Source organism: Pseudomonas spirodelae, assembly GCF_034653255.1.
In the GTDB taxonomy this organism is placed as follows: Bacteria; Pseudomonadota; Gammaproteobacteria; order Pseudomonadales; family Pseudomonadaceae; genus Aquipseudomonas; species Aquipseudomonas spirodelae.
In genome coordinates this window covers 86,587-108,779 of record NZ_JAYEET010000042.1, presented here as the reverse complement: position 1 = coordinate 108,779, position 22,193 = coordinate 86,587, and the positions used below count along the sequence as shown (strand labels likewise).

Here is a 22,193-nt window from a genome sequence, read left to right as displayed (position 1 = left end):
TAGGCGTTCAAACGCATTCAGGATGCAGTTGGCGCAGCAACGGCCAGTCGCGTTGCGCTTGTTCATCATCGCTGAGCAAGCTAAACCCGGCGAAATCAAACGCCGGCGCCACCGTGCAACCGACCAGGGTGAAATCACCCAGGCTGCGCGCACTTTGCCAGGCGTGTGCCACCACCGCGCGCTGCGGCAATTGCTCGGCAGCCACCGGCCCCAGGCGCTCACGGCGAATCGCATCAGGCTGCTCAGCAATCAGCAGCTCAAGCGGCGCGCCTTCGTAGTAATGCCACAGCTCGTCGGCATCTACCCGATGCCAGCGGCTGATCACGCCTGCGGGCAATAGAAAAACAATCGCACTGCTGCACAAACGACCATCGGCGGCCTGCTGCGATGACTCGAACAGCCGGCGGTAATAGCCGCCCTCCGGGTGAGCCTGCAATTGCAACGTCTCGATCAACGCTTGTGCGCGCGGGTGCATCAGCCTTGCAACGCTGCAATAAAGTCCGCCAGCCACGGCTCGGCGTCGGTTTCCGGGGTCACGCTTTCGCTGCTGTCCAGGCGCAGCATCGGCTGCACCTCACGAATACCCAGCTCGGCATACAGCTCACACACCAGTTCACCGCCGCCACAGAAGGTGTCGCCATAACTGGAGTCGCCCAGGGCAATCACCCCACCCGGCAAGCCACTCCAGGCCGGCAAATGATCACGGATGGCGTAATACAAGGGCTGTAAGTTATCGGGCAGCTCGCCCATGCCAGTGGTCGAAGTCACCGCAAGAAACGCCTCGGGCGCAAAGGCTTGAACATCGGCCAGGGTGGCGCGCGGGTTATGCCAGGCCGTAAAACCGGCGGCGTTTAACAGGCGCTCAGCGTGGCGAGCAACTTCCTCTGCGGTGCCGTACACCGAGCCAGAAAGAATGGCGATCTTCATGCATAACTCCGAAACATACAGAACCAAGTCGATAAGACGGGCATTATGCCGCAAGTAGACAGCCCGCCCGGATGTTTTAGAATGCAGCGGACATAGACTGGGAAATCGCCTCATGATCAACGCCAAACTCCTACAACTGGTGGTCAACGCCTCCAACGACGGCATCGTGGTTGCCGAACAGGAAGGTGACGACAACATCCTGATCTATGCCAACCCTGCCTTTGAAAAGCTCACCGGCTATGCCAGTGACGACATCCTCTACCAGGACTGCCGCTTCCTGCAGGCCGGTGACCGCAACCAGGCCGGCCTGGATGCCATCCGTGAAGCGGTTAAGACGCACCGCCCGTGCCGGCAGATCATTCGCAACTACCGCAAAGACGGCAGCGTGTTCTGGAATGAGCTGTCGATCACCCCGGTGGTCAACGATGCCGACCAGCTGACCTATTACATCGGCATCCAGAAAAACGTCACCGAGCAGGTTCAAGCGCAGGAGCGGGTCAAAGAGCTGGAAGCCGAAATGCTTACGTTGAAAGCGGAATTGGCCCGTTTGCAGGCGACGACCGGCAGTAACTAATTCGACCAGGCGCGGTCACAGCGTTATTGCAATTTGATGTAGACCGCGACCATGCAAGAACAAGCACTCCTGACCCAAGCTGAGCTGGCGTTTATCCGCCAGCTGAATCAGCCAGAGACTTCTGAGCAGCGCCGGCAACCGCGCATGCAGGCCGATATTGGCGAGCAGCTCAGCGAGCTGCTCGCACACTGCGCAGTCAATGAGCCAATGAGCCTGCATGCGCACATCGCCAACCAGCGTTTGACCTTTGACCTGCACCTCAGCCAAAACGGCAGGCGCGCGCCGCAACTGCAACTCAGCGCACCGCAGATTTTCGACGAAGGTGAAATCAACCGTGCGTGGCGCTCGCCGCTCCCCGAGCCGCTGCCGCTGCATACCCGCAGCGCGCAACCCAGCGATCTGTGGGTTCATCAGTTGTCGATGAGTGGCGCACTGATTGAGTACCGCGCACAACGCAAAGCGCCTCAGCGGTTTGATCTGATCTTGCCGGTGAATGACCTTCCTCCAATTGCCGTGAGCGGAGCCTTCGTACGCAAGACCGATGACGGCCTGCTGGCTTACCACCTGCACGCGATGGACCCACAGAGCGACGAGCACCTGCGTGAGTTCATCTACCGGCAACACATCCAGCAAGAGCAACAGTTAGGCGCAAGCTCAGCCTAAGCAATCAAACGCTGGGCACATAAGCGCCAGACAAAAAAAGACCCGCAAATAAGGCGGGTCTAAGTGCAGGAAGATCCTGCGGCAGGGATAAAAAATCCGATAGCCGAAAGGGCGGTACACGCTGGCTATCGGATTGCGCAGTCGTTTTAGGCGGCAAACTCCTCTTCGCTAAACACCATCAGCGTGGCTTTACCGGCCTTTACCTCAGCCAATAGGCTGTCGGTTTCAGTCAAGATGCGCGCCATAAAGAAGTCTGCAGATTTCAACTTGGCGCCGTAGAAAAGGGTCTCAGTGCTGCCCGCCGCCAGCTTGGCCTTGGCCACTGCGGCCATCCGCGCCCACATCCAGGCCAGGCTGGTCAGCGCAAACAGTCGCAGGTAAGGCGTCGCAGCAGCGCCCGCTTGCTCGGGGTCTTTCATCCCTTCGCTGGCAATCCACAATGTTGCCTGCTGCAGTTGCTTGAGTGCTGCGCCTACCGCAGCGGCATGCTCGCTATCGGCATTGGCCTTGAGCCAGCCTTCGACCAGGGCAAAGTAGTTACGCACGGCGCGACCACCACCCAAACCCAACTTGCGGCCGACTAGATCAAGCGCCTGGATACCGTTGGTACCTTCATAAATCAGGGTAATCCGGGCATCGCGAACCAATTGTTCAATGCCCCAGTCTTCGGTGTAACCGGAGCCACCGAGCACTTGCAGCCCCGCATTGGCACAGTTGAAGCCTTCTTCCGTGAGGAAAGACTTCACCACCGGAGTCAGCAGCTGCACCAGATCATCGGCCTGCTCACGCACGGCAGCGTCTTCATGGTCGTGGGCTACGTCTTCATGCAGGCCGGTGAAATACGCCAGTGCACGGCAACCTTCGATCATCACCTTCTGGCGCAGCAAGTTACGCCGCACATCGGGATGCACAATGATCGGGTCAGCCGGTTTGTCAGCCGCTTTCGGGCCTGACAATGAACGGCTCTGCAGGCGCTCTTTGGCAAAACCCAAGCTCACCTGATAGGCGCTCTCAGCAATGCCTAGCCCCTGCATTCCGACCATCAGGCGCGCGGAGTTCATCATGGTGAACATGCACTTCAGGCCCTTGTTGGCTTCGCCAATCAACCAGCCTTGCGCACCTTCAAAATTCATCACACAGGTCGCAGATCCCTTGATGCCCATTTTGTGTTCCAAACCGCCACAGAAGGCTGGGTTACGGCTGCCGTCTTCAAGGAACTTGGGTACCAGGAACAATGAAATGCCTTTGACGCTATCGGGTGCATCCGGCAGTTTGGCCAGCACCAGGTGCAGAATATTGTCGACCAGGTCGTGCTCGCCACCAGTGATCCAGATCTTGGTCCCAGTAATGGCATAACTACCGTCGGCCTGCGGTACTGCGCGAGTGCGAATCAGGCTGAGGTCGGTGCCGCACTGGGGTTCGGTCAGGCACATGGTGCCCGTCCACTCACCACTGATTAGTTTCGGCAAATAACGCTCTTGCAGCTCGCGAGCGCCGTGGGCGGTGAGTGCATTAATCGCGCCGTGAGTCAGGCCCGGGTACATGCCGAGAGACAAGTTGGCCGAACAGACCATCTCCTCAACCATCATATTCAGCACGCTTGGCAAACCTTGGCCGCCAAACTCAGGCGTACAGGCCAAGGCAGTCCAGCCGCCTTCAGCAAACTGCTTATACGCCTGACGAAAACCGTCGGGCGCTTTCACCGATTTGGTTTCCGGGTCGTAATGGCAACCCTGCTTATCGCCTGACCCGTTGAGCGGTGCCAGTACGTTCTCCGCTAGCTTGGCGGCTTCTTCTAAAATGGCGCCACCGAGGTCGTCTCCGAACTCGCGCTGACTAGGCAGCGACTGCAAGGTGGCATAAGCGTCGAGCACCTCGTCAAAAATGAAACGCATATCTCGAAGGGGTGCGCGGTATTGGGTCATGTTGCTGAGTCCTCAAGCTGTACAAGTGGATACAAGCTATACACAAACTAACAATGTATAGCTTTTGTACAGCCAAAATTCGCAAGCAGCAAGCTATTTCTTGTACAAGCTGTACAAGCAAGCAAAACCGAGCAGGAACCGAAGACATGCGAAAACCCCACTGCGCGGACGCAGCAAGGCCATTCAGAGGGCGTTACACAGCGGAATTAGGTATCCAGATGCCCGGCAAGAAACTGCTGCAAGCGGCGTTGCATCAAGCGGCCTTCGTTGCCCAAACAGGCAATAGGCGAACCGCTGAGGCTTTCTTCGGCCAGGTCGGCACCGTCGCCGGCCATCACCAGCGGGCAATTCAATGCCAGCGCCAGGCGCGTGAGCACTTTCGGCAAATCGTCACTGGGCGGTTGATTGGAGAACAGCACGAGCGCCTGAGGCTGCATTTTTTCACAGATCAGGGTCAGCTCTTCGAGTGGCTGACCCAGCCCCAGCACACTGACGGCAGTATCGGCGCTGCTGAGCAGCAGCCCAGCCACCAGCAGCTCCAACTCACGGCAATGCCCCGACAAGGCGGCTAGCAGCACGCGTTCTTCAACCTGGGTGCGCAACACCTGCAAACGCTGCAGCGTGCGGGCACGTAGAAAGGTGTCGAGGAACAACCACTCGCTGGTCTGGCCGTACTCGTCCTGACGCAGCAGCAGCTCTTGCCACAGCGGCATCAGGATGTCCTGAAACACCACCGGCAGCGGATAGCTGGAGAAAATCTGCCCGTACAGGCGATCCAGGCGCACCTCATCGAAAGCACTGATGGCGCGGCGCAGCTGAGCTTGCCATTCGCCCCACTCACTGGCGCTAACCTCTTCATAGATAGGCGAGCTGGCCGATTTGATCGAGCTGCTTTTAGCAAGAATCTTACCGACCTTGCTCACCGCCACGCCGCGCTCGATCCACGCCAGGATGCTGCGCACCGCCTCAATATCGGCTTGGGAATACAGGCGATGGCCACTGTCGGTACGGGTTGGCTGGATCAGCCCGTAGCGCCGCTCCCAGGCCCGCAGGGTAACCGGGTTAACACCGGTCAGGCGCGCCACCTCACGAATAGGAAACAACTCTTCCTGCTTGAGGGCACTCGAAACCAGGGACGAAGCACCAACGAGATCAGACATGGGCAGCTATCACAGAAAAATAGTGCGCGCATTGTAACTCAGCTCTTTAGCGCATACTTTGTACAAAACCTATACAAATGTTGAGAGTGTGAATATGCAACCGCATTGGCCGCTGACCCTTTACTACGACGGTGATTGCCCACTGTGCGCGCGCGAGATTCTACTGCTGCGCAAGCGCGCCAGCAGCGAGCGCCTGAGCCTGGTTGATATCAGCCGCGAGGACTTTCAGGCTGAAACCACCGGCTACTCCAAGGAAACACTGCAAAACCGCCTGCACGCGCGTTTTGCCGACGGCGAATGGGTCACTGGCCTGGATGCGACACTGTGGAGCTGGCGCGCCGCGGGCCTTGATCGCTGGGCCGCACCACTGACGTGGCCAGCGCTGCGACCCGTGCTGGAGCTGGGCTATCGACTGTTCTGCCGGTTACGCCCACACCTCACGTGGTTGCCTCATCCGGATGCCGGCCAGCGCTGCACAGACAATCAGTGCAACAGCAAAGACCCGCGCTGAGCCAGCTACTTCAGCGCTAGCCACAACCCTGGGTCGGCCTCAAGCAGCTTAGGCCTGCCAATAATCTCGTCATGGCTTTCTGGCTGCAGTAACCGCGCCTGGCGCACGCCACAGCGGCGCAGGCGCGCTTTCAACAGCGCCAGCTCAGGCCAGAGCGGCTGCCCTGGCGCATATTCCAAGACCTGCACATTGCCTGCGCGGAAAACAATACGCGCGCAGTAACCACAACAGCGCAGCGCCACGACCTCGACGCGACTGACTCGCCCGCACAACATAGAAATGCTTAACCGCCAGGGCTTCATGACGCCATACCTGTACAAGAAAACCTATCTTGTACACGATAAGGACAATTTATTTCAGCCTGTATTTGCGAAAAATAACGATGCAGCTCAATGAAATAGGCGAATGACCCGCTGCAGAGCGAGTACACCCACAGCACGCATGGTTGTACAAAGAGCCACGCTGGTATAACTTTGATTCCGGTTCAGTCGAGGCCGTGTCGTACTGGTCAGGTATCCCGGCACAGCATCGCTGAACCCACCTTAATTATTCTGCGAGTCGAGCATGAGCGTCAGCGCCGCCCCCATTCTGATTACCGGAGCCAGCCAGCGCATCGGTTTGTATTGCGCCGAACGCCTGCTCGATGACGGCCACCCGTTGATTGTCACTTACCGCAGTGAGCGTGCAGGTATAGAGCGCCTCAAGCAGCGGGGTGCCCTCGCACTGCCAGCAGACTTTGCCAGCGAAGCGGGCATCCTGGCGTTTATCGAGCGACTCAAACAGCACACCGACAGCCTGCGCGCCATTGTCTACAACGCCTCTGACTGGTTGGAGGAAACTCCGGGCGAGGAAGCAGCGGTATTTACCCAACAGTTCAACGTGCACATGCTCGCGCCCTATCTAATCAACCTGAACTGCCAGGCGCTGCTTGAAAACTCAACGCCCGCCGACATCATCCACATCAGCGATGACGTAGCCCGCAAAGGCAGCGCCAAGCGTCCTGCCTATTGCGCGAGCAAAGCCGGGCTGGACAGCCTGACCCTCTCCTTTGCCGCCCGCTTTGCGCCACAGATCAAGGTCAATGGCATTGCACCCGCGCTAATCATGTTCAACACAGACGATGACGATACGTACCGCAGCAAAACCTTAAAAAAATCGGCGTTGGGCATCGAGCCTGGGCCACTGGTGATTTACCAGAGCTTACGTTACCTGCTGGATAACCCTTACATCACAGGCACCACACTGACTGTCAACGGCGGCCGCCACCTTAAATGAGCCCGGTCGCGAGGACCTTTGCAATGACTCTAGATATGAACAATCACTACCGCGAAATCATCCTCGGCGTCGGTGAAAACCCAGAACGCGAAGGCCTGTTGGACACACCCAAGCGCGCCGCCAAAGCCATGCAGTACCTCTGCAACGGCTACCACAAGAGCCTGGAAGAAGTGGTCAACGGCGCGTTGTTCGAATCGGATAACGACGAGATGGTGATCGTCCGCGACATCGAACTGTACTCGCTGTGCGAACACCACATGCTGCCCTTTATTGGTAAGGCCCACGTGGCCTACATCCCCACCGGCAAGGTGTTGGGCTTGTCCAAGGTCGCACGCATCGTCGATATGTTCGCGCGCCGCCTGCAGATCCAGGAAAACCTCACCAAGCAGATTGCCGACGCGATCCAGCAAGTCACTAACGCCGCCGGCGTGGCCGTGGTGATCGAAGCCAAACACATGTGCATGATGATGCGCGGCGTGGAGAAACAGAATTCGGTGATGACCTCCTCAGTGATGCTGGGAGCCTTCCGTGAATCCTGCAACACTCGCCATGAATTCCTGCAACTGATCGGACGGGGTAAATAATGCCGAGACTGGAACCTGGAATGGCGCGTATTCGCGTCAAAGACCTGCGCCTGCGCACCTACATCGGCATCAAGGAAGAGGAGATCAACAACAAGCAGGATGTGTTGATTAACCTGACCATCCTCTACCCCGTTGCCGATGCGGTGCGTGATAACGATATTGATCATGCATTGAACTACCGCACCATCACCAAGGCGGTGATTCGCCACGTCGAAGAAAATCGCTTCGCCCTGCTGGAGCGCATGACCCAAGAGATTCTTGACCTGGTCATGGTTAACGACGCAGTGCGTTACGCCGAAGTGGAAGTGGACAAGCTGCACGCCCTACGTTTTGCCGAGTCGGTGTCGATCACCCTCGCCGGCCACCGCTAGCCCTGCGTTAACCATCGATTCGCATACACCCGGCGCCCCTGCGCCGGGGCCGTTGCCGCACGGCAGGCATCCTTTTATCATCCCCGCCACGCCTCCCCTGCCTGCTTACAGAGAGCATCCTCATGAACGATCAACAACGCCTCGAACTTGAAGCCGCCGCTTTTCGCAGCCTGGTGCAACATCTGCGCTCGCGCCCGGATGTACAGAATATCGACCTGATGAACCTCAGCGGTTTCTGCCGCAACTGCCTGTCCAAGTGGTTCAAAGCGGCAGCCGATGACACAGGCGTCGACCTCACCATGGATCAAGCACGCGAAGAGATTTACGGCATGCCGTATGCCGAGTGGAAGAGCCAATACCAGAAAGAAGCCAGCGCCGAACAACAGGCCGCATTTAGTAAAGGAAAAGAGGCATGAGCGCCCTAGACGATTTTCGCGCACAACTGCGCAGCGAACACTTCACCTTCGCGCAGACGCTGGCGTTTATTGCCGAGTACTACCAGTACCAGCCCAGCGCTTTCCGCAATGGTGCAGTCGACAATGCTGCCGGCCAGAACGAAGGTTCATGCAAGACCCTCGGCCTTGCCCTACTTGAAGGCCTGAGCCTGGAAGAAACCCTGCAGTGCTTTGGCGAGCACTACCGCAGCGTGCTGGCCACCCCGAGCGGCAACGACCACGGCAATATCCGCGCACTGATGGACACCGGCCTGGCCGGCGTACGCTTCGAGCAGCCATCGCTGCAACGCAACAGTTTGTAGTCACTCGCGCAAAAAATAGCCGGGAGCCATTTTTAACGTCGCGCAGCGACGGCCCGCAGGGTGACCGCCAGAGATGGCAGGCCATAGAACCTTGCATAACTGTCGGCAACGGCTGACAGACATCGCAGCTTGATCGCCCTATGCTGCGCGCCATTACTCGAACGAGAACACCAGGGAAGGTGCTCCGAGCAGCGTCATTGCCGTTCCTCCCCGGTTTCTCCAACCTGACACGGCTTGGAGTCGCTAGATGCAGCAATCCTTGGTATGGAAACCATGGCACAACCCCGGCGTGGAGAATCTGCGCCTGAATATCGATGAACACGGCATCAACGCCACCAGCCATCTGATGCAAAGCCTGCAAGGCCATAGCATCGCCGCGACCTACGTGATTAACTGCGACCCGCGCTGGCGCTTTCGCCGCCTCTGGCTAAAGGTCGACAACCACGGCCAGCGCAGCCTCAACCTGAAACGTGACATCCGCGGCAACTGGCTCCACAACGGCGAGCCGCGCCCTGACCTCAGCGCCTGCCGGCAGGTCATGCTCTCCGAATCGCCCTTTACCCACACCCCACTCCTGCAACGCTGCGCCCTGGAAACCGGACAAAGCGAACTGATGCAGGTGGCTTACGTCGACCTGTTGACCCTCAAAGTCGAGGCGCGCAGCCAGCGCTACCAGCGCCTGCGCGAAGAACGCGGGCAAACCCTCTACCGCAGCGAATTACAGGGCCGGAAAAGCCGCGAACTGACCGTCGATGAACACGCGCTGCTGGTCAAAGCCAGTGACCAGTTCCTGCGTTTGAGTTCAAGGGACCTCAAGCTGAACACCTGGGTCTGAGCGCCGAGCAAACAACAAAAAGCCTCGATTCAATCGAGGCTTTATTCATTCTCTAGCGGGGGCTTACAACGGTAGCGTGCGAAGGCCAGGCATTTTTAACGCCGCCTGGCCGCGCGCAGTCGCTGGTAAGCAGCCGCCTACTGGCCGTCGAGATAACGCTCCACATCCAGCGCCGCCATGCAACCGGCACCCGCCGAGGTAATCGCCTGACGGTAGACATGGTCGGCCACATCGCCGGCAGCAAACACACCCGCGACGCTGGTAGCAGTGGCGTTGCCCTCGCGACCACCGCTGACCACTAGATAGCCGTCTTTGAGCGCCAGCTGGCCTTCAAACAACGAGGTGTTCGGCGTATGGCCGATGGCGACGAACAGGCCGTCAACGCTCAGCTCATCGAAGCTGCCATCGTTGTTCTTCAGCCGCACGCCGGTCACGCCCATGGTGTTGCCGAGCACCTCGTCTACCTCGGCATTGAGCTTAAGCACGATCTTGCCTTCGGCCACCCGCGCCTGCAGCTTGTCCTGCAAAATCTTTTCCGCGCGGAAGGTTTCGCGGCGGTGCACCAAGGTCACCTTGCTGGCGATATTGGCCAGGTACAGCGCCTCTTCCACCGCTGTGTTGCCGCCACCGACCACCGCGACCTCACGGTTGCGGTAGAAGAAACCATCGCACGTGGCACAGGCCGAAACGCCCTTACCCATAAAGCTTTCTTCGCTGGGCAAGCCCAGATAACGGGCGCTGGCTCCGGTGGCGATGATCAACGCATCACAGCTGTAGGTGCCGCTGTCGCCGACCAGGGTGAACGGCTTACCGGCTAGGTCAACGGCATTGATATGGTCATAGACGATCTCCGTCTCGAAGCGCTCGGCATGCTCCTGCATGCGCTGCATCAATGCAGGCCCAGTCAGGCCGTGTACATCGCCTGGCCAGTTATCCACCTCGGTGGTGGTGGTCAGTTGGCCACCGGCCTGCATACCGGTAATTAGCAACGGTTTTAGATTGGCCCGTGCGGCATAGACCGCCGCGCTATAACCAGCAGGGCCGGAACCCAGAATAATCACGCGAGCATGACGATCAGCAGACATCAGCAACTCCTCCGGCAACGCCGGCAGCAATAAACCGGGGCTTCCAGAAAACCCGGGGAAGGCCATACGTTCGGAAGCCCCATAAAGGGATGACGGGCAGCCTATGCCCGGCCACGATCAGGCGGAAATATGCTTTACCAATGCGGGGCATAGACGCGCGCTATGGCGAGCCAAACAATCGTGAGCGCACATTGCATGCGCTTTCCCCTGACCAGCAAAGCCGGTAAGGTCGGCGCGACTTCACTCCCATGGAAACACACCCATGTCTGCCCCCGTACTCACTGGCCCGCAATACCTGAGCGAAGGCCTGAAACTGGTCTTAAGCCCTGGCTTGCGACTGTTCGTGTTATTGCCCCTGAGCATCAACCTGCTGCTGTTTACCGCGCTGATCGGCGTCGCGGTGCAGCAGTTTGGCGGCTGGGTCGATACCTTTATGCCGAGCCTGCCGAGCTGGCTGAGCTTTCTCGAATATGTGCTGTGGCCGTTGTTTGTGGTGTTGGTGCTGCTGATGGTGTTTTTCACCTTCACCATGCTAGCCAATATCATCGCCGCACCGTTTAACGGTTTTCTCGCGGAGAAGGTCGAAGTGGTGGTGCGTGGTCAGGATCAATTCCCGCCATTTAGCTGGGCTGAGCTGGCCGCGATGGTGCCGCGCACCCTAGGCCGCGAGATGCGCAAGCTGGGCTATTTTCTGCCTCGCGCCATTGCCCTGCTGATTCTGACCTTTATTCCGGTGGTCAATCTGATTGCCGCACCGCTGTGGTTACTGTTTGGCGTATGGATGATGGCCATCCAATACATCGACTACCCGGCGGACAACAACAAGATGAGCTGGCCAGACATGCTCGCCTGGCTGCGTGAGAAACGCTGGCAGAGCCTGGGGTTTGGCGGCATCACCTATGCCGCCTTGCTGGTGCCGGGGCTGAATATCCTGATGATGCCAGCGGCGGTAGCAGGGGCGACGGTGTTCTGGGTGCGTGAGCGCGGTTAACCCGCCCTCACCTAACGACGCGTTTTAGAGCCGCACCTCCAAGCGCTTAGTCAGGCGCACGCCCTGCGCACTGACCTCGGCGCCATAGGCCAGCACCTCAACACCCGCGCTGACCGCCTCGCGCAAGGCGGCGGCGTAGGCCGGGTCGATTTCCTCGGCGGGGCGCACGGCCTCTATATCCGTCAAGTTGACGCAATACAGCTGCACCGCGCGAGTACCCTCACGGGCCAGCGCGGCCAGTTCACGCAGGTGCTTGCTGCCACGCTCGGTGCGCGCATCGGGAAAGGCGGCAACACGGCTGTCGGCGAAGCCCAGGGTCACGCTCTTCACTTCGACAAACGCCGGCCCCGCTGGATAATCCAGGCGAAAGTCGATACGGCTGCGCTCCTGGCCATACGGCACTTCGCGCTTGAGCTGGGTAAAACCGTTTAACTCGGCAATCAGCCCGGCGCGCAACGCTTCTTCCACCAACGCATTGGCGCGCCCGGTGTTGATCACGGCGAGGCGACCGTGCGGCGTTTCGCCGATCTCCCAAGTGCCCGGCAACTTGCGTTTGGGATCATTGCTGCGGCTGAACCAGATGCGCGCACCTTCACTCATGCAATTGAGCATCGAGCCGGTATTGGCGCAGTGGATGGTCAGCAGCTCGCCGCTGGCGGTCTCAATATCAACCAAAAAGCGCTTGTAGCGGCGCAGTAAACGCCCCTCTTCTAACGGCGGCTCAAACTGCATGGGGTTTCCAGCTATTCAGGCCACGTTTGATGCGGTCCACCGCCTGCTGCAGGCGCGGCAAGTCCTGGGTATAGGCAAAACGCACGTGCTGCGCGGCCTGATAACGGCCAAAATCCAGGCCGGGGGTAAAGGCCACATGCTCGGTTTCTAGGAAGTGCTGGCAGAAGGCAAAGGCATCGCCGCCGAACGCGCTGATGTCTGCATATAAATAGAAAGCGCCCTCTGGCTCCACGGCGATTTTGAAACCCAGCTCACGCAGCGCCGGCAGGAGGAAATCGCGGCGGCGCTGAAATTCGTGGCGACGCTGTTCGAGTATTTCCAGAGTCTGCGGCTGGAAGCACGCCAATGCGGCGTGCTGGGCCATGCTTGGGGCGCTGATATAGAGGTTCTGCGCCAACTTCTCCAACTCAGGCACCGCGGCCGGTGGCGCCACCAGCCAGCCCAGCCGCCAGCCGGTCATGCCGAAGTACTTGGAGAAGCTGTTAAGTACAAAGGCCTCGTCGTCCACCTCCAGCACGCTGGCCGCCTCCACGCCATAAGTAAGGCCGTGGTATATCTCGTCCACCACCAAATGCCCGCCACGGGCTTTTAGCGCTTGGGACAAGCCGCCCAGCTCATCACGGCTGAGCAAGGTGCCAGTGGGGTTGGCCGGCGAGGCGACCAAGGCACCGACACTGCCCTGATCCCAGTAACGCTCAATCAAGTCAGGAGTCAGCTGATAACGCACCTCAGGGCCTACCGGCACCAGTTGCGCGGCGCCTTCAACCAAACGCAAAAAGTGTCGATTGCAGGGGTAGCCTGGGTCGGCCAACAGCCAGTGTTTACCGGGGTCGACCAGTAGGCTGGTGGCCAAGAGCAAGGCGCCCGAGCCACCCGGCGTGATCAGAATACGCTCGGGGTCGATGCTTAGGCGATAACGCTCGGCGTAAAAGCCGGAAATCGCCTCACGCAGGGCCGGCAAACCACGCGCCGCGGTGTAACGGGTATGCCCATTAGCCAACGCAGCCTGCCCAGCGGCGACAATCGGCGCGGCCGTGGTGAAGTCCGGCTCGCCGATTTCCAGGTGAATCACATCATGGCCGTCAGCCTGCAGCTGATTGGCCCGGGCCAGCAGCGCCATCACATGAAAAGGTTCTATGGCGCGGCTGCGCGCACTGTAGGACTGGGCCATTGGGCTGCCTTGATCTGAAATAAGACGCGGATTCTAAAGCATACCCGACACAGCTTCGACAACCGGGAGTAGCGCAGGCTGAGTTGTTCTGGTAAGTTCGCCCGCTTGCAGCCGCAGGGCCAGTTCTACTCGACGTAGAATCGGCAAGGGACACCGTCCTGCGCAGTGGATCAGAAGAGTGAGAGGCGGTCATCCATGCCCACCAAAGCAAAAGCAAAAAGCAGCCAACTGACTCGTGGTTTTGAGCCTTATAAAGAAACGAAAGGCGAAGAATATATGGGCGAGCCAATGCGCGCCCACTTCACCGGCATCCTCAATAAGTGGAAGCTGGAATTGATGCAGGAAGTTGATCGTACTGTGCACCACATGCAGGACGAAGCAGCCAACTTCCCCGATCCAGCGGATCGTGCCAGCCAGGAAGAAGAATTCAGCCTGGAACTGCGCGCCCGTGATCGCGAGCGCAAGCTGATCAAGAAGATCGACGAAACTCTGCAATTGATTGAAGACAACGACTACGGCTGGTGCGATTCCTGCGGCGTAGAAATCGGCATCCGCCGACTCGAAGCCCGCCCTACCGCCACCCTGTGCATTGACTGCAAGACGCTGGCGGAAATCAAAGAAAAACAGGTCGGTTCCTGATCTGACCCAGAGGGTGCTTCGGCACCCTCTGTTGTTTCTGCCTTTCTGTGACACCTGCGCATGAACACACCTGCCTACATTGGGCGTTTCGCCCCCACCCCCAGCGGTTACCTGCACTTCGGCTCTCTGGTCGCAGCCCTGGCGTCCTACCTCGACGCGCGCGCGGTAAACGGCCGCTGGCTGCTGCGCATGGAAGACCTCGACCCGCCCCGTGAAGTGGCCGGTGCCCAAGCGGCGATCCTGAAAGCGCTGGAAAGCTACGGTTTCGAGTGGGACGGCGAACTGGTACGCCAGAGTGAACGCCACAGCGAATACGCCGCCCTGGTCGATCGCCTGCTCAGCCAGGGCCTGGCCTACGCCTGCATCTGCTCGCGCAAGCAGCTGGAAGGCAGCCACGGCATCTACCCCGGCACCTGTCGCAATGCTGGCCATGGCTTTACGGATGCGGCGATCCGCCTGCGTGTACCGGAGCTGACTTACCACTTTATTGATCGGGTGCAGGGCGATTACCGCCAGCACTTGGGCCGTGAGGTCGGCGATTTTGTGATTCGTCGCCGCGATGGGCTGTTTGCCTACCAGTTAGCCGTGGTGCTGGATGACGCCTGGCAAGGCGTAACCGATATCGTCCGTGGCGCCGACCTGCTCGATTCCACCCCGCGCCAGCTGTACCTGCAAGAACTGCTGGGCTTCTCGCAACCGCGCTACCTGCACGTGCCGCTGATCACCCAGCCCGATGGCCACAAGCTAGGTAAATCCTACCGCTCACCTCCGCTGCCGGCCGACCAGGCCACCCCACTGCTGATCCGCGCCCTGCGCGCCCTCGGCCAAACATTGCCGGACGGCGCCAACTACGGCCACCCCGCAGAGCTGTTGCGCTGGGCCAGCCAGCACTGGGATGCCACTCGTATTCCGCGTCGCCTGACAATGGCTGAAGCGCAGCTGCGCTGAGCGCGTGGATTCAGCCCTCGGCAGCAGGCTCAGCCAATAGCTCAGCCAACTCCGCGCAACCACCCTGCACTGCCATAAGCGCCTGTGCGCACAAGGCGCGGTAGCGCTGCAACACCTGCTCACCCATCTCGGTCAACTGCGTGCCACCACCGTGCTTGCCGCCCGCCAGGGTGCTGACCAGCGGCTGGCGGAAGCTGCGGTTCATGGTCTCCACCAGCAGCCAGGCACGCCGATAGGACATGCCCAAGGCACGGGCCGCCGCGCTGATCGAGCCATGCAAAGCAATCGCCTCCAACAGCTCTGCCTTGCCAGGGCCGAGCGCGATGTCAGCGCCGTTGTGCAGGCGGATTTTCAGATCGAGGCGATACATAGGTACACCCTAAAATTTATGGCGTGACCAACGCGGCATCAACGATCTGCTGCGCTTCGCTGAAGATGCGCTGCAGGTGCGCTGCATCGCGAAAGCTCTCGGCGTAGATCTTGTAGATGTCTTCAGTGCCCGACGGCCGCGCGGCAAACCAGCCACCCTCGCTGACTACCTTGATGCCGCCAATCGCCGCGCCATTACCCGGCGCCTTGTCGAGCACCTGGGTAATCGCATCGCCGGCCAGCTCACGGCTGCTGATCTGCGCAGGCGAGAGCTTGCCCAGAGCCGTCTTCTGCGCGGGAGTTGCGGGCGCATCGACACGGTCGGCGTAGATGATGCCGAACTCATCACTCAGCCCCTGATACAGCTCGCCAGGGTCACGCCCGCTCACAGCGGTCATTTCTGCGGAAAGCAGCGCCAGGGCGATGCCATCCTTATCGGTGGTCCAGACACGGCCATCGCGGCGCAGGAAGGTCGCGCCGGCGCTTTCTTCACCACCAAAGCCCAGGGAGCCATCGAACAGGCCGCTGGCAAACCATTTAAAGCCCACCGGCACTTCCTGCAATGGGCGACCCAAGCGTGCAGCGACACGGTCGATCATTGCGCTGCTGACCAGGGTTTTGCCGACGGCCGCTTTGGCGCTCCACTGCGGGCGATGCTGGAACAGGTAATCGATCGCCACACTGAGAAAGTGGTTAGCCGGCAATAGGCCGACGCTCGGCGCCACAATGCCGTGACGGTCGTAATCGGTGTCACAGGCAAAGGCGATGTCATAGCCATTTTTCAGGCCAATCAGGCGCTGCATGGCATGACTGGAGGACGGGTCCATGCGGATCTGCCCGTCCCAGTCCAGGCTCATAAAGGCGAACTGTGGGTCGATGGTCTGACTGACCACATCCAGATTGATGCCGTACTGCTCGGCAATCCGCCCCCAGTAATGCACGCCAGCACCGCCCAGCGGATCGACACCCATGCGCAGACCAGCGGCGCGGATCGGCGCGAAATCGATGACAGTGCCCAGGTCATTCACATAACTGCCGAGGTAGTCGTACTCATGCACGCAAGCGGCCTGGCGCGCCTGCGCCAGCGGCATGCGCTTAACCTCACGCAAGCCGCCTTCAAGCAGGGCATTGGCGCGGTTCTGCACCCAGGTGGTGATGTCGCTGTCGGCGGGGCCGCCGTTAGTCGGGTTGTATTTGAAGCCGCCGCTGTCTGGCGGGTTGTGCGAGGGGGTGATGACGATGCCATCGGCCAGGCCTGCAGTGCGGCCCTGGTTGTGCACCAGAATAGCTTGGGAGATAGCTGGGGTTGGGGTGAACTCGCCGCCAGCGGAAATCATCGTCTGTACGCCATTGGCCGCCAGCACTTCAATCGCACTGTCCAGCGCCGGCTGCGACAGCGCGTGGGTATCGGCACCGATAAACAACGGCCCGCTGATGCCCTGGGCGCTACGGTAATCACAAATCGCCTGGCTGATCGCCAGCACATGCGCCTCATTGAAACTGTGCGCCAGCGAGCTGCCGCGATGCCCGGAGGTACCGAACGCGACCCGCTGGCTCGCCACAGAGGCGTCCGGCTGCAGGTCGTAATAAGCAGCCAGTAGCGCAGCAATATCAGTCAGTCGCTCAACGGGGGCCTGCTGCCCGGCCAATGGGTGGATACGCGCGCTCACAGAGGGCTCCTTGTGTTGTGGGTTCAGCCAAAGCGCACAAGCTTAACAGGCTGCCAAGGGCAAACGCAGCGCCCGGGTTTCAGGCTATGCTTGCCAACCTTTTTACCGCCCGAGGAATATCCGCATGAAAGCCCAGCTCGAAGAACTGATCAGCAAAATAAGCTCGGGCTGCATGTTGCCGGAAGAAATCAGCAAGATCGCCGACGAAGCGGCCCAGGCCTACGCCGACCCGCAGGCATTTCTCGCCGCCAACCCGGATATCAACTACGACGACAGCTTCCCGATTCCGCTGGGCGAATGGGTGGTCATCGGTAGCCTGCCGGAAACCGTGCTGTTCCAGGCAGATACTTATGAGGCGCTGTTCCAGCAAATCGTCGAGTCGTTCGGCCCACAGGTTAGCTTTGTGCTCAAGCCCAAGCAGCTGGCCAAGGTCGAGCCGCTGAAAGCGCTGAATCGCATTCAGGTACAACTCGCAAGCCTGTCGCCGGAAACTCAGGGTTATGTGCTAGTGGATCTCAGCGAGCCGCTGGATGAAGCCCTGCAAGCCGTACTGGTGTACAGCAGCGACCTGGCGCGGGTGATGGAGCTGGCAGTGGAAGTCGGCATCTACGCCGCCCCGGCTTACGAGGCCCTGAAAGCCGCACAGAACCAGGAGTAAGCGGGCTCGCCGGCAACCCACTCAGCGCTGCTGGCGGCGTAACTCGGCAAGTTTGTCGGCTATTTCATCAAGCTCAGCGTGCTGCCCACGCGGTAACTGGCGCAGCACCGCCTGACTCAAACGCATTTGCTTGATAAACCGCCGGCAGTTCACGCACATGGCCAAGTGCATGCGCATCGACCAGCGCTGACGGACGCCCAACTGGCCATCGATATAGTCGCTGGAATGGGCCACCAAGTCCTTGCAGCTCAACATTGCCCAGTCTCCTCAAAATGCTCCAAGGTGGCGAAGACCTTGAGTCGCGCGCGGTGCAGCAGCACCCGCACATTGGAGAGCGAGACCTGCAAAAGATTACAAATCTCCTCCAGCGCAAGCCCTTCGCGCTCACGCAGCTGCAGCACGCTGCTTTGCAGCTCGGACAGGCTGGCGAGGGTTTTCTCCAGGCATTCACGCAACTCATCTTCGCTCAGCAGCGCCTCTGGAGAGTCGTGATGCCAGGCATGCGGCGCCAACAACCAGTGGCCATCTGCGCGGAAGCGTTCATCGCCAACGCTGCCGTGCGGCGAGGGAATATCGTCGAGCAATACTTCGCGGCGATTACCTTTCAGACGAGTTTTCGCGGTGTTGGCGGTGATGGTCAGCAGCCAGGTTTTCAGGCTCGAACGTGCCTGAAAACCATCAAGGCTGCGCACCACGGCTAACCAGGCGTCCTGCACCACTTCATCGGCATTGCGGCTGCCGACAATGGCAAAGGCCACCGCGCGCATCGCCCCCTGGTAAGTAGCAACCAGCTCGCGATAAGCCTTCTGCTCGCCTGCACGCAGGCGGGGCAGTAGGTCAGCGTCATTTACCGGCATCGTCACAATCGCCTCAAGGCCAGCTCGGACGCTGAGCAGCCGCGCCTGCTTGCAACGCAGCATCGCCAAGCGCAGCAGGCATTAAAGTGATGCTCAGCGCTTACGCAGGATCACGCTACCAATCGAATAGCCCGCACCAAACGAGCTGAGTAAACCCAGCGCACCGCTCGGCAGGTCTTCCTGGTGTTTGTGCAGGGCGATTACCGAGCCGGCCGAACTGGTGTTGGCGTAGGTGTCGAGAATCACCGGCGCCTCACCAGGCTCAGCGTCACGGCCGAGCAGCTTGCGCGCGATCAGCAGGTTCATATTGAGGTTGGCCTGGTGCAGCCAGAAACGCTTCACATCGCCCACATTCAGCTTGTTCTCGGCCAGGTGCGCGGCAATCAGCTCGGCAACCATCGGGCAGACATCCTTGAACACCTTGCGGCCTTCCTGGACGAACAGCTTGTCACGCGCGCCAACGCCCTCTTCCGCACAGCGGTTGAGGAAGCCGAAGTTGTTGCGGATATTGTTGCTGAACTGGGTGATCAGCTTGGTGCCGACGATATCGAACTGGTAGTTCGAGGTGGCTTGATCAGCACGCTCGATGATTACCGCCGTGGCGGCGTCACCGAAGATAAAGTGGCTGTCGCGGTCGCGGAAGTTCAGGTGGCCGGTGCAGATTTCCGGGTTGACCATCAAAATCGCGCGGGCCTGGCCCAGTTGCACGCTGTTAGCGGCCGCCTGGATGCCGAAGGTGGCCGAGGAACACGCCACGTTCATGTCGTAACCGAAGCCCTGGATGCCCAGCGCGGCCTGCACTTCAATCGCCACGGCTGGATAAGCGCGTTGCAGGTTGGAACACGCGACTATCACCCCGTCGATATCGGCGGCGGCCTTGCCGGCACGGGCCATGGCATCTTTAGCAGCGCCTACGGCCATTTCGCAAAGAATGCCCCACTCGTTGTTGCTGCGCTCAGGGAGACGCGGGGCCATGCGCTCAGGGTCAAGAATCCCAGCTTTATCCATGACAAAGCGACTCTTGATACCAGAGGCTTTCTCGATAAAACCGCTGCTCGACTCACTCAGCGCTTCAACCTCACCGCTGGCGATAGCCGCCGCATTGTCGGCATTGAACTGCTGCACATAGGCATTGAACGACTCAACCAACTCATCGTTGGAAATACTGTTTGCCGGGGTATAGAGGCCGGTACCGCTGATCACGACGTTATGCACAGTCATTCCTCATGTTCTTCGCCGCAGGCAGCGGCCAGTTATCCAATAGGCCCAAGGCGCACGCCACGGGCAAAAAACGGCTGACAGGCACAGCAAACTCAGTCCATGAAACGGCCTGTTACTTATGACGGAGTTTGCCACAGCCATGGGCCCTTCGTCCGCTCAGTACGTCAGGGTAAATGCGACATCCTGCCGGCTATTGAGGCAAAGAGGCTCACAACGTAGCGCAAGACACATCCCAACAGCGCCCCAGTCGCTTGACTAGTGGGTCACGACATGAAAGAACAGGGCCTCGCAGGTGCTGTCCTGCCCCCTCCTGCCCTGGACACAGTTTTATGGCCCTACATACCTGGCTTTTATTTGTGACTGCAGTATTTGGCCTGGCGCTGACTCCAGGGCCAAACGGCCTGCTCGCGCTCAGCCATGGGGCCTTATATGGCCACCGCAAAACCCTGTTTACCGTCAGCGGTGGAGTGCTCGGTTTTACCCTGTTGATGGCTTTGTCGATGCTCGGCATCGGCACCTTGCTGCAAGCCTCGGCGCAGGCGCTGAGCATTCTCAAATGGCTGGGCGGTGCTTATTTGATCTGGCTCGGCATACAGCTCTGGCGCGCGCCGCCGCTGCATCTGGCCATGGCGGATAAGGCCACCAATAGCAGCGGCTTTAAGTTGTTTCGCCAGGGGCTGTTGTCCGCGCTGTCCAACCCCAAGGTGATCCTGTTTTTTGGCGCTTTTTTGCCGCAGTTCCTCGACCCGCGTGCGGACCTCTGGCTGCAGTTCGCCATCATGGCCATGACCTTTGCCGTGGTCGAAGGCAGCGTCGAATACCTGCTGGCGCGCATGGCCCATCGCGTTCGGCCGTGGTTACAACGCAGCGGCAAAGGTTTTAATCGCTGCTGTGGAGGCCTTTTTGCCCTCATGGGGGCGGCCCTCCCCATGACCCGCTGAGCCACTCACTTCGACCAGAAGGATCTGTGCTGGTGTTTAAATTGCTGCTGACACTGCTATTGCCCACGCTGAGTGCCGTGACATCGGCCAGTGAACGCGCAATACGGTTTTCTATCATCGACAGCTGGGGCATGCCGATGGTGCGCATTGAGCAGGGCCAGGCCGTCGAAGGCTTTCTGGTTGACCTGCAACAGCGCATGGCCGCCAAGATCGGACGCAAGGCCGACATGCTGGTGATGCCGAGCCTACGTATAGGGTACGCAATGGCCAGCGGCGAGATTGATGTGCGCTGCTATGTCAGCCCGAACTGGATCAATGCAGATCACTATCGTTTTATCTGGAGCCTGCCCTTTATGACTCAGCGCGACCTGCTGCTGGGTAACCGCGCCGAACAACTGCAACCCGAAGCGCTGCACGGTGAGCGTTTGGGCACTGTCCTTGGTTTCACCTATCCGCGCCTGGATCCGCTGTTCAACAGCGGGCAGATCCAACGTGAAGACTCCCGCACCCAGGATCAGGTGCTGCACAAACTGAGCGCCGGACGCTACCGCTACGCCATCAGCAATGAGCTGTCGCTAAGCTGGTTCAACCGTCATCAACCACCGGGGCAAAAACTCTACGCACTCAGCGAAGTCGCCGCCGACCCGGTTTCCTGCATGGTTCGCGACGCACCTGATGTGCCCACCATGGCCTTGCTACGCGCCATGGTGCAGATGAAACAGGCGGGGGAATTCGATGCGCTGCTTGCCCGCTATCGCTGAGTGATGCAGCAAGAGCAACGGGGCGTACGCTAACAGTAAGGCCGACTGACATGGCCGATGCTCACAGGCACCGGCCATTCAGAGAGGGGACTGATCGAGGTTTACTCGGTTACCGGCAAGATATCGAAGCCCTTGCGATTATCGCTGACGATGCGGAAATCCTGTTGCGAGCCGGGTTGCACCTTCACCGCCAGTTCGCGGCGCAGGCGGCCCTTGCCGCACAGGGTGTCGTCCATCTCGTCGATGCCAATGCTCAGCACCCGCGTACCGCTTGGTACCAGGAAGCGCACTTGCTCACCTACGCCGATGCGCGCCGCCACCGTGCGGTCCACCAGCACCGCAACATAGCAACCACTGCCCATGCCGCCAAAATCACGGTTGACCCGCAACTCTCCGCCCTGTCCCAGCGTCGCTTGATAGCCGAGCAAACGCTCTGCGGGCACAGGCTTGATATCTTCTGGCGCGGGCTTCCAGGACGAACATCCGGCCAACAGCAACAGCGGTAAAACGGCACCAATCAATCGCATGGGAGCCCTCCATGGGCGCGGGGAAGAAACACCGCCAGCAA

The 22,193-nt window shown here is 59.7% G+C and carries 29 protein-coding genes; 15 read left to right on the top strand and 14 right to left on the bottom strand.

All coding sequences use genetic code 11. The features are described from left to right. Positions 1 to 7: 7 nt before the first annotated feature. Both SOP97_RS14310 and SOP97_RS14305 read right to left on the bottom strand, forming a co-directional pair. On the bottom strand, positions 8 to 475 hold the full coding sequence (locus SOP97_RS14310) for a cupin domain-containing protein (RefSeq protein ID WP_322949737.1): 468 nt from the start codon (positions 473 to 475) through the stop codon (positions 8 to 10). After that, positions 475 to 927 (bottom strand): flavodoxin, encoded by a 453-nt coding sequence (locus SOP97_RS14305; protein WP_322949736.1) that lies wholly within the window; start codon positions 925 to 927, stop codon positions 475 to 477. Before SOP97_RS14305 ends, SOP97_RS14310 begins: the two co-directional genes overlap by 1 nt. Before the next feature lie 112 nt (positions 928 to 1,039). On the opposite strand from SOP97_RS14305, the gene SOP97_RS14300 reads away from it, so the two are divergent. Together SOP97_RS14300 and SOP97_RS14295 are read left to right on the top strand one after the other, a co-directional pair. Continuing rightward, the gene (locus SOP97_RS14300; protein ID WP_274088785.1) at positions 1,040 to 1,501 is read left to right on the top strand and encodes a PAS domain-containing protein; all 462 of its coding nucleotides are present in this window, start codon (positions 1,040 to 1,042) and stop codon (positions 1,499 to 1,501) included. 51 nt (positions 1,502 to 1,552) lie between these two features. Further along, positions 1,553 to 2,164, top strand: coding sequence for a hypothetical protein (locus tag SOP97_RS14295; protein ID WP_322949735.1), 612 nt, complete (start codon positions 1,553 to 1,555; stop codon positions 2,162 to 2,164). Positions 2,165 to 2,310: 146 nt separating this feature from the next. On the opposite strand, the gene SOP97_RS14290 is transcribed toward SOP97_RS14295, so the two are convergent. Then, positions 2,311 to 4,089, bottom strand: coding sequence for an acyl-CoA dehydrogenase C-terminal domain-containing protein (locus SOP97_RS14290; protein ID WP_322949733.1), 1,779 nt, complete (start codon positions 4,087 to 4,089; stop codon positions 2,311 to 2,313). 206 nt (positions 4,090 to 4,295) lie between these two features. After that, on the bottom strand, positions 4,296 to 5,249 hold the full coding sequence (locus SOP97_RS14285; RefSeq protein ID WP_322949731.1) for a MerR family transcriptional regulator: 954 nt from the start codon (positions 5,247 to 5,249) through the stop codon (positions 4,296 to 4,298). 88 nt (positions 5,250 to 5,337) lie between these two features. Between SOP97_RS14285 and SOP97_RS14280 the strand changes: the two genes are divergently transcribed. Beyond that, positions 5,338 to 5,760, top strand: a complete 423-nt coding sequence (locus SOP97_RS14280) for a thiol-disulfide oxidoreductase DCC family protein (protein ID WP_411912069.1) — start codon at positions 5,338 to 5,340, stop codon at positions 5,758 to 5,760. A gap of 5 nt (positions 5,761 to 5,765) precedes the next feature. Here SOP97_RS14280 and SOP97_RS14275 read toward each other — a convergent pair whose 3' ends face one another. Beyond that, positions 5,766 to 6,062, bottom strand: coding sequence for a hypothetical protein (locus SOP97_RS14275; RefSeq protein ID WP_322949728.1), 297 nt, complete (start codon positions 6,060 to 6,062; stop codon positions 5,766 to 5,768). Positions 6,063 to 6,324: 262 nt separating this feature from the next. Between SOP97_RS14275 and folM the strand changes: the two genes are divergently transcribed. From folM to SOP97_RS14245, 6 genes are all read left to right on the top strand, one after another. Then, a complete protein-coding gene (gene folM / locus SOP97_RS14270; protein WP_322949726.1) occupies positions 6,325 to 7,035 on the top strand; it encodes a dihydromonapterin reductase in 711 nt (236 codons plus the stop codon). 23 nt (positions 7,036 to 7,058) lie between these two features. Next, a complete protein-coding gene (gene folE / locus SOP97_RS14265; protein WP_274088792.1) occupies positions 7,059 to 7,619 on the top strand; it encodes a GTP cyclohydrolase I FolE in 561 nt (186 codons plus the stop codon). Next, a complete protein-coding gene (folX, locus tag SOP97_RS14260) occupies positions 7,619 to 7,990 on the top strand; it encodes a dihydroneopterin triphosphate 2'-epimerase (protein ID WP_322949724.1) in 372 nt (123 codons plus the stop codon). Before folE ends, folX begins: the two co-directional genes overlap by 1 nt. Positions 7,991 to 8,112: 122 nt before the next feature. Then, positions 8,113 to 8,406: a DUF1244 domain-containing protein gene (locus SOP97_RS14255; protein ID WP_322949722.1), complete on the top strand. Its 294-nt coding sequence runs from the start codon at positions 8,113 to 8,115 to the stop codon at positions 8,404 to 8,406. Beyond that, positions 8,403 to 8,747, top strand: a complete 345-nt coding sequence (locus SOP97_RS14250; protein WP_322949720.1) for a HopJ type III effector protein — start codon at positions 8,403 to 8,405, stop codon at positions 8,745 to 8,747. Before SOP97_RS14255 ends, SOP97_RS14250 begins: the two co-directional genes overlap by 4 nt. 247 nt (positions 8,748 to 8,994) lie before the next feature. Further along, the gene (locus SOP97_RS14245; RefSeq protein ID WP_322949718.1) at positions 8,995 to 9,582 is read left to right on the top strand and encodes a putative glycolipid-binding domain-containing protein; all 588 of its coding nucleotides are present in this window, start codon (positions 8,995 to 8,997) and stop codon (positions 9,580 to 9,582) included. Between the two features lie 137 nt (positions 9,583 to 9,719). Here the strand turns inward: SOP97_RS14245 and trxB are convergent, their stop codons facing one another. Further along, positions 9,720 to 10,667: a thioredoxin-disulfide reductase gene (trxB, locus tag SOP97_RS14240; protein ID WP_274088797.1), complete on the bottom strand. Its 948-nt coding sequence runs from the start codon at positions 10,665 to 10,667 to the stop codon at positions 9,720 to 9,722. Positions 10,668 to 10,929: 262 nt separating this feature from the next. Between trxB and cysZ the strand changes: the two genes are divergently transcribed. After that, positions 10,930 to 11,658: a sulfate transporter CysZ gene (gene cysZ, locus SOP97_RS14235; protein WP_322949716.1), complete on the top strand. Its 729-nt coding sequence runs from the start codon at positions 10,930 to 10,932 to the stop codon at positions 11,656 to 11,658. Between the two features lie 24 nt (positions 11,659 to 11,682). On the opposite strand, the gene sfsA is transcribed toward cysZ, so the two are convergent. Together sfsA and SOP97_RS14225 are read right to left on the bottom strand one after the other, a co-directional pair. After that, a complete protein-coding gene (gene sfsA / locus SOP97_RS14230; RefSeq protein WP_322949713.1) occupies positions 11,683 to 12,390 on the bottom strand; it encodes a DNA/RNA nuclease SfsA in 708 nt (235 codons plus the stop codon). Beyond that, a complete protein-coding gene (locus tag SOP97_RS14225; protein ID WP_274088800.1) occupies positions 12,380 to 13,561 on the bottom strand; it encodes a pyridoxal phosphate-dependent aminotransferase in 1,182 nt (393 codons plus the stop codon). Before SOP97_RS14225 ends, sfsA begins: the two co-directional genes overlap by 11 nt. Before the next feature lie 195 nt (positions 13,562 to 13,756). Here SOP97_RS14225 and dksA point away from each other — a divergent pair, with 195 nt between their 5' ends. Next, the gene (dksA, locus tag SOP97_RS14220; protein ID WP_274088801.1) at positions 13,757 to 14,200 is read left to right on the top strand and encodes an RNA polymerase-binding protein DksA; all 444 of its coding nucleotides are present in this window, start codon (positions 13,757 to 13,759) and stop codon (positions 14,198 to 14,200) included. 60 nt (positions 14,201 to 14,260) lie between these two features. Then, positions 14,261 to 15,148: a tRNA glutamyl-Q(34) synthetase GluQRS gene (gene gluQRS, locus SOP97_RS14215; RefSeq protein ID WP_322949711.1), complete on the top strand. Its 888-nt coding sequence runs from the start codon at positions 14,261 to 14,263 to the stop codon at positions 15,146 to 15,148. 10 nt (positions 15,149 to 15,158) lie between these two features. Here the strand turns inward: gluQRS and SOP97_RS14210 are convergent, their stop codons facing one another. Both SOP97_RS14210 and pgm read right to left on the bottom strand, forming a co-directional pair. Next, positions 15,159 to 15,518: a winged helix-turn-helix domain-containing protein gene (locus tag SOP97_RS14210; protein ID WP_322949709.1), complete on the bottom strand. Its 360-nt coding sequence runs from the start codon at positions 15,516 to 15,518 to the stop codon at positions 15,159 to 15,161. Positions 15,519 to 15,534: 16 nt separating this feature from the next. Then, entirely contained in the window at positions 15,535 to 17,187 is a 1,653-nt protein-coding gene (gene pgm, locus SOP97_RS14205; protein ID WP_322949707.1) for a phosphoglucomutase (alpha-D-glucose-1,6-bisphosphate-dependent), read from the bottom strand. Between the two features lie 124 nt (positions 17,188 to 17,311). On the opposite strand from pgm, the gene SOP97_RS14200 reads away from it, so the two are divergent. Then, the gene (locus SOP97_RS14200; protein WP_322949706.1) at positions 17,312 to 17,845 is read left to right on the top strand and encodes a hypothetical protein; all 534 of its coding nucleotides are present in this window, start codon (positions 17,312 to 17,314) and stop codon (positions 17,843 to 17,845) included. Positions 17,846 to 17,866: 21 nt separating this feature from the next. Here the strand turns inward: SOP97_RS14200 and SOP97_RS14195 are convergent, their stop codons facing one another. From SOP97_RS14195 to SOP97_RS14185, 3 genes are all read right to left on the bottom strand, one after another. Then, positions 17,867 to 18,100: a zf-HC2 domain-containing protein gene (locus SOP97_RS14195; protein WP_322949704.1), complete on the bottom strand. Its 234-nt coding sequence runs from the start codon at positions 18,098 to 18,100 to the stop codon at positions 17,867 to 17,869. Then, on the bottom strand, positions 18,094 to 18,702 hold the full coding sequence (locus SOP97_RS14190; RefSeq protein WP_322949768.1) for an RNA polymerase sigma factor: 609 nt from the start codon (positions 18,700 to 18,702) through the stop codon (positions 18,094 to 18,096). Before SOP97_RS14190 ends, SOP97_RS14195 begins: the two co-directional genes overlap by 7 nt. Positions 18,703 to 18,795: 93 nt before the next feature. Then, a complete protein-coding gene (locus SOP97_RS14185) occupies positions 18,796 to 19,917 on the bottom strand; it encodes a beta-ketoacyl-ACP synthase III (RefSeq protein ID WP_322949766.1) in 1,122 nt (373 codons plus the stop codon). A gap of 335 nt (positions 19,918 to 20,252) precedes the next feature. Here SOP97_RS14185 and SOP97_RS14180 point away from each other — a divergent pair, with 335 nt between their 5' ends. Together SOP97_RS14180 and SOP97_RS14175 are read left to right on the top strand one after the other, a co-directional pair. Beyond that, on the top strand, positions 20,253 to 20,864 hold the full coding sequence (locus SOP97_RS14180) for a LysE family translocator (protein WP_322949703.1): 612 nt from the start codon (positions 20,253 to 20,255) through the stop codon (positions 20,862 to 20,864). 32 nt (positions 20,865 to 20,896) lie between these two features. Then, positions 20,897 to 21,625, top strand: a complete 729-nt coding sequence (locus tag SOP97_RS14175) for a substrate-binding periplasmic protein (protein ID WP_322949702.1) — start codon at positions 20,897 to 20,899, stop codon at positions 21,623 to 21,625. 101 nt (positions 21,626 to 21,726) lie between these two features. Here SOP97_RS14175 and SOP97_RS14170 read toward each other — a convergent pair whose 3' ends face one another. Beyond that, positions 21,727 to 22,152 carry a 3-isopropylmalate dehydratase gene (locus SOP97_RS14170; protein WP_322949701.1) on the bottom strand — a complete coding sequence of 142 codons (426 nt, stop codon included), beginning with the start codon at positions 22,150 to 22,152 and terminating at the stop codon, positions 21,727 to 21,729. Positions 22,153 to 22,193 lie beyond the last annotated feature (41 nt).

Excerpts from the sequence above, each read along its gene's own strand:
- SOP97_RS14300 (WP_274088785.1), top strand. The coding sequence starts at position 1,040 with ATGATCAACGCCAAACTCCTACAACTGGTGGTCAACGCCTCCAACGAC.
- SOP97_RS14290 (WP_322949733.1), bottom strand. The coding sequence starts at position 4,089 with ATGACCCAATACCGCGCACCCCTTCGAGATATGCGTTTCATTTTTGAC.
- SOP97_RS14180 (WP_322949703.1), top strand. The coding sequence starts at position 20,253 with ATGGCCCTACATACCTGGCTTTTATTTGTGACTGCAGTATTTGGCCTG.
- folE (WP_274088792.1), top strand. The coding sequence starts at position 7,059 with ATGACTCTAGATATGAACAATCACTACCGCGAAATCATCCTCGGCGTC.
- folX (WP_322949724.1), top strand. The coding sequence starts at position 7,619 with ATGCCGAGACTGGAACCTGGAATGGCGCGTATTCGCGTCAAAGACCTG.
- SOP97_RS14285 (WP_322949731.1), bottom strand. The coding sequence starts at position 5,249 with ATGTCTGATCTCGTTGGTGCTTCGTCCCTGGTTTCGAGTGCCCTCAAG.
- SOP97_RS14200 (WP_322949706.1), top strand. The coding sequence starts at position 17,312 with ATGAAAGCCCAGCTCGAAGAACTGATCAGCAAAATAAGCTCGGGCTGC.
- SOP97_RS14250 (WP_322949720.1), top strand. The coding sequence starts at position 8,403 with ATGAGCGCCCTAGACGATTTTCGCGCACAACTGCGCAGCGAACACTTC.
- SOP97_RS14295 (WP_322949735.1), top strand. The coding sequence starts at position 1,553 with ATGCAAGAACAAGCACTCCTGACCCAAGCTGAGCTGGCGTTTATCCGC.
- folM (WP_322949726.1), top strand. The coding sequence starts at position 6,325 with ATGAGCGTCAGCGCCGCCCCCATTCTGATTACCGGAGCCAGCCAGCGC.
- SOP97_RS14210 (WP_322949709.1), bottom strand. The coding sequence starts at position 15,518 with ATGTATCGCCTCGATCTGAAAATCCGCCTGCACAACGGCGCTGACATC.
- SOP97_RS14310 (WP_322949737.1), bottom strand. The coding sequence starts at position 475 with ATGCACCCGCGCGCACAAGCGTTGATCGAGACGTTGCAATTGCAGGCT.
- SOP97_RS14225 (WP_274088800.1), bottom strand. The coding sequence starts at position 13,561 with ATGGCCCAGTCCTACAGTGCGCGCAGCCGCGCCATAGAACCTTTTCAT.
- trxB (WP_274088797.1), bottom strand. The coding sequence starts at position 10,667 with ATGTCTGCTGATCGTCATGCTCGCGTGATTATTCTGGGTTCCGGCCCT.
- gluQRS (WP_322949711.1), top strand. The coding sequence starts at position 14,261 with ATGAACACACCTGCCTACATTGGGCGTTTCGCCCCCACCCCCAGCGGT.
- SOP97_RS14195 (WP_322949704.1), bottom strand. The coding sequence starts at position 18,100 with ATGTTGAGCTGCAAGGACTTGGTGGCCCATTCCAGCGACTATATCGAT.
- SOP97_RS14245 (WP_322949718.1), top strand. The coding sequence starts at position 8,995 with ATGCAGCAATCCTTGGTATGGAAACCATGGCACAACCCCGGCGTGGAG.
- SOP97_RS14255 (WP_322949722.1), top strand. The coding sequence starts at position 8,113 with ATGAACGATCAACAACGCCTCGAACTTGAAGCCGCCGCTTTTCGCAGC.
- SOP97_RS14170 (WP_322949701.1), bottom strand. The coding sequence starts at position 22,152 with ATGCGATTGATTGGTGCCGTTTTACCGCTGTTGCTGTTGGCCGGATGT.
- SOP97_RS14305 (WP_322949736.1), bottom strand. The coding sequence starts at position 927 with ATGAAGATCGCCATTCTTTCTGGCTCGGTGTACGGCACCGCAGAGGAA.
- sfsA (WP_322949713.1), bottom strand. The coding sequence starts at position 12,390 with ATGCAGTTTGAGCCGCCGTTAGAAGAGGGGCGTTTACTGCGCCGCTAC.
- SOP97_RS14190 (WP_322949768.1), bottom strand. The coding sequence starts at position 18,702 with ATGCCGGTAAATGACGCTGACCTACTGCCCCGCCTGCGTGCAGGCGAG.
- SOP97_RS14275 (WP_322949728.1), bottom strand. The coding sequence starts at position 6,062 with ATGAAGCCCTGGCGGTTAAGCATTTCTATGTTGTGCGGGCGAGTCAGT.
- cysZ (WP_322949716.1), top strand. The coding sequence starts at position 10,930 with ATGTCTGCCCCCGTACTCACTGGCCCGCAATACCTGAGCGAAGGCCTG.
- dksA (WP_274088801.1), top strand. The coding sequence starts at position 13,757 with ATGCCCACCAAAGCAAAAGCAAAAAGCAGCCAACTGACTCGTGGTTTT.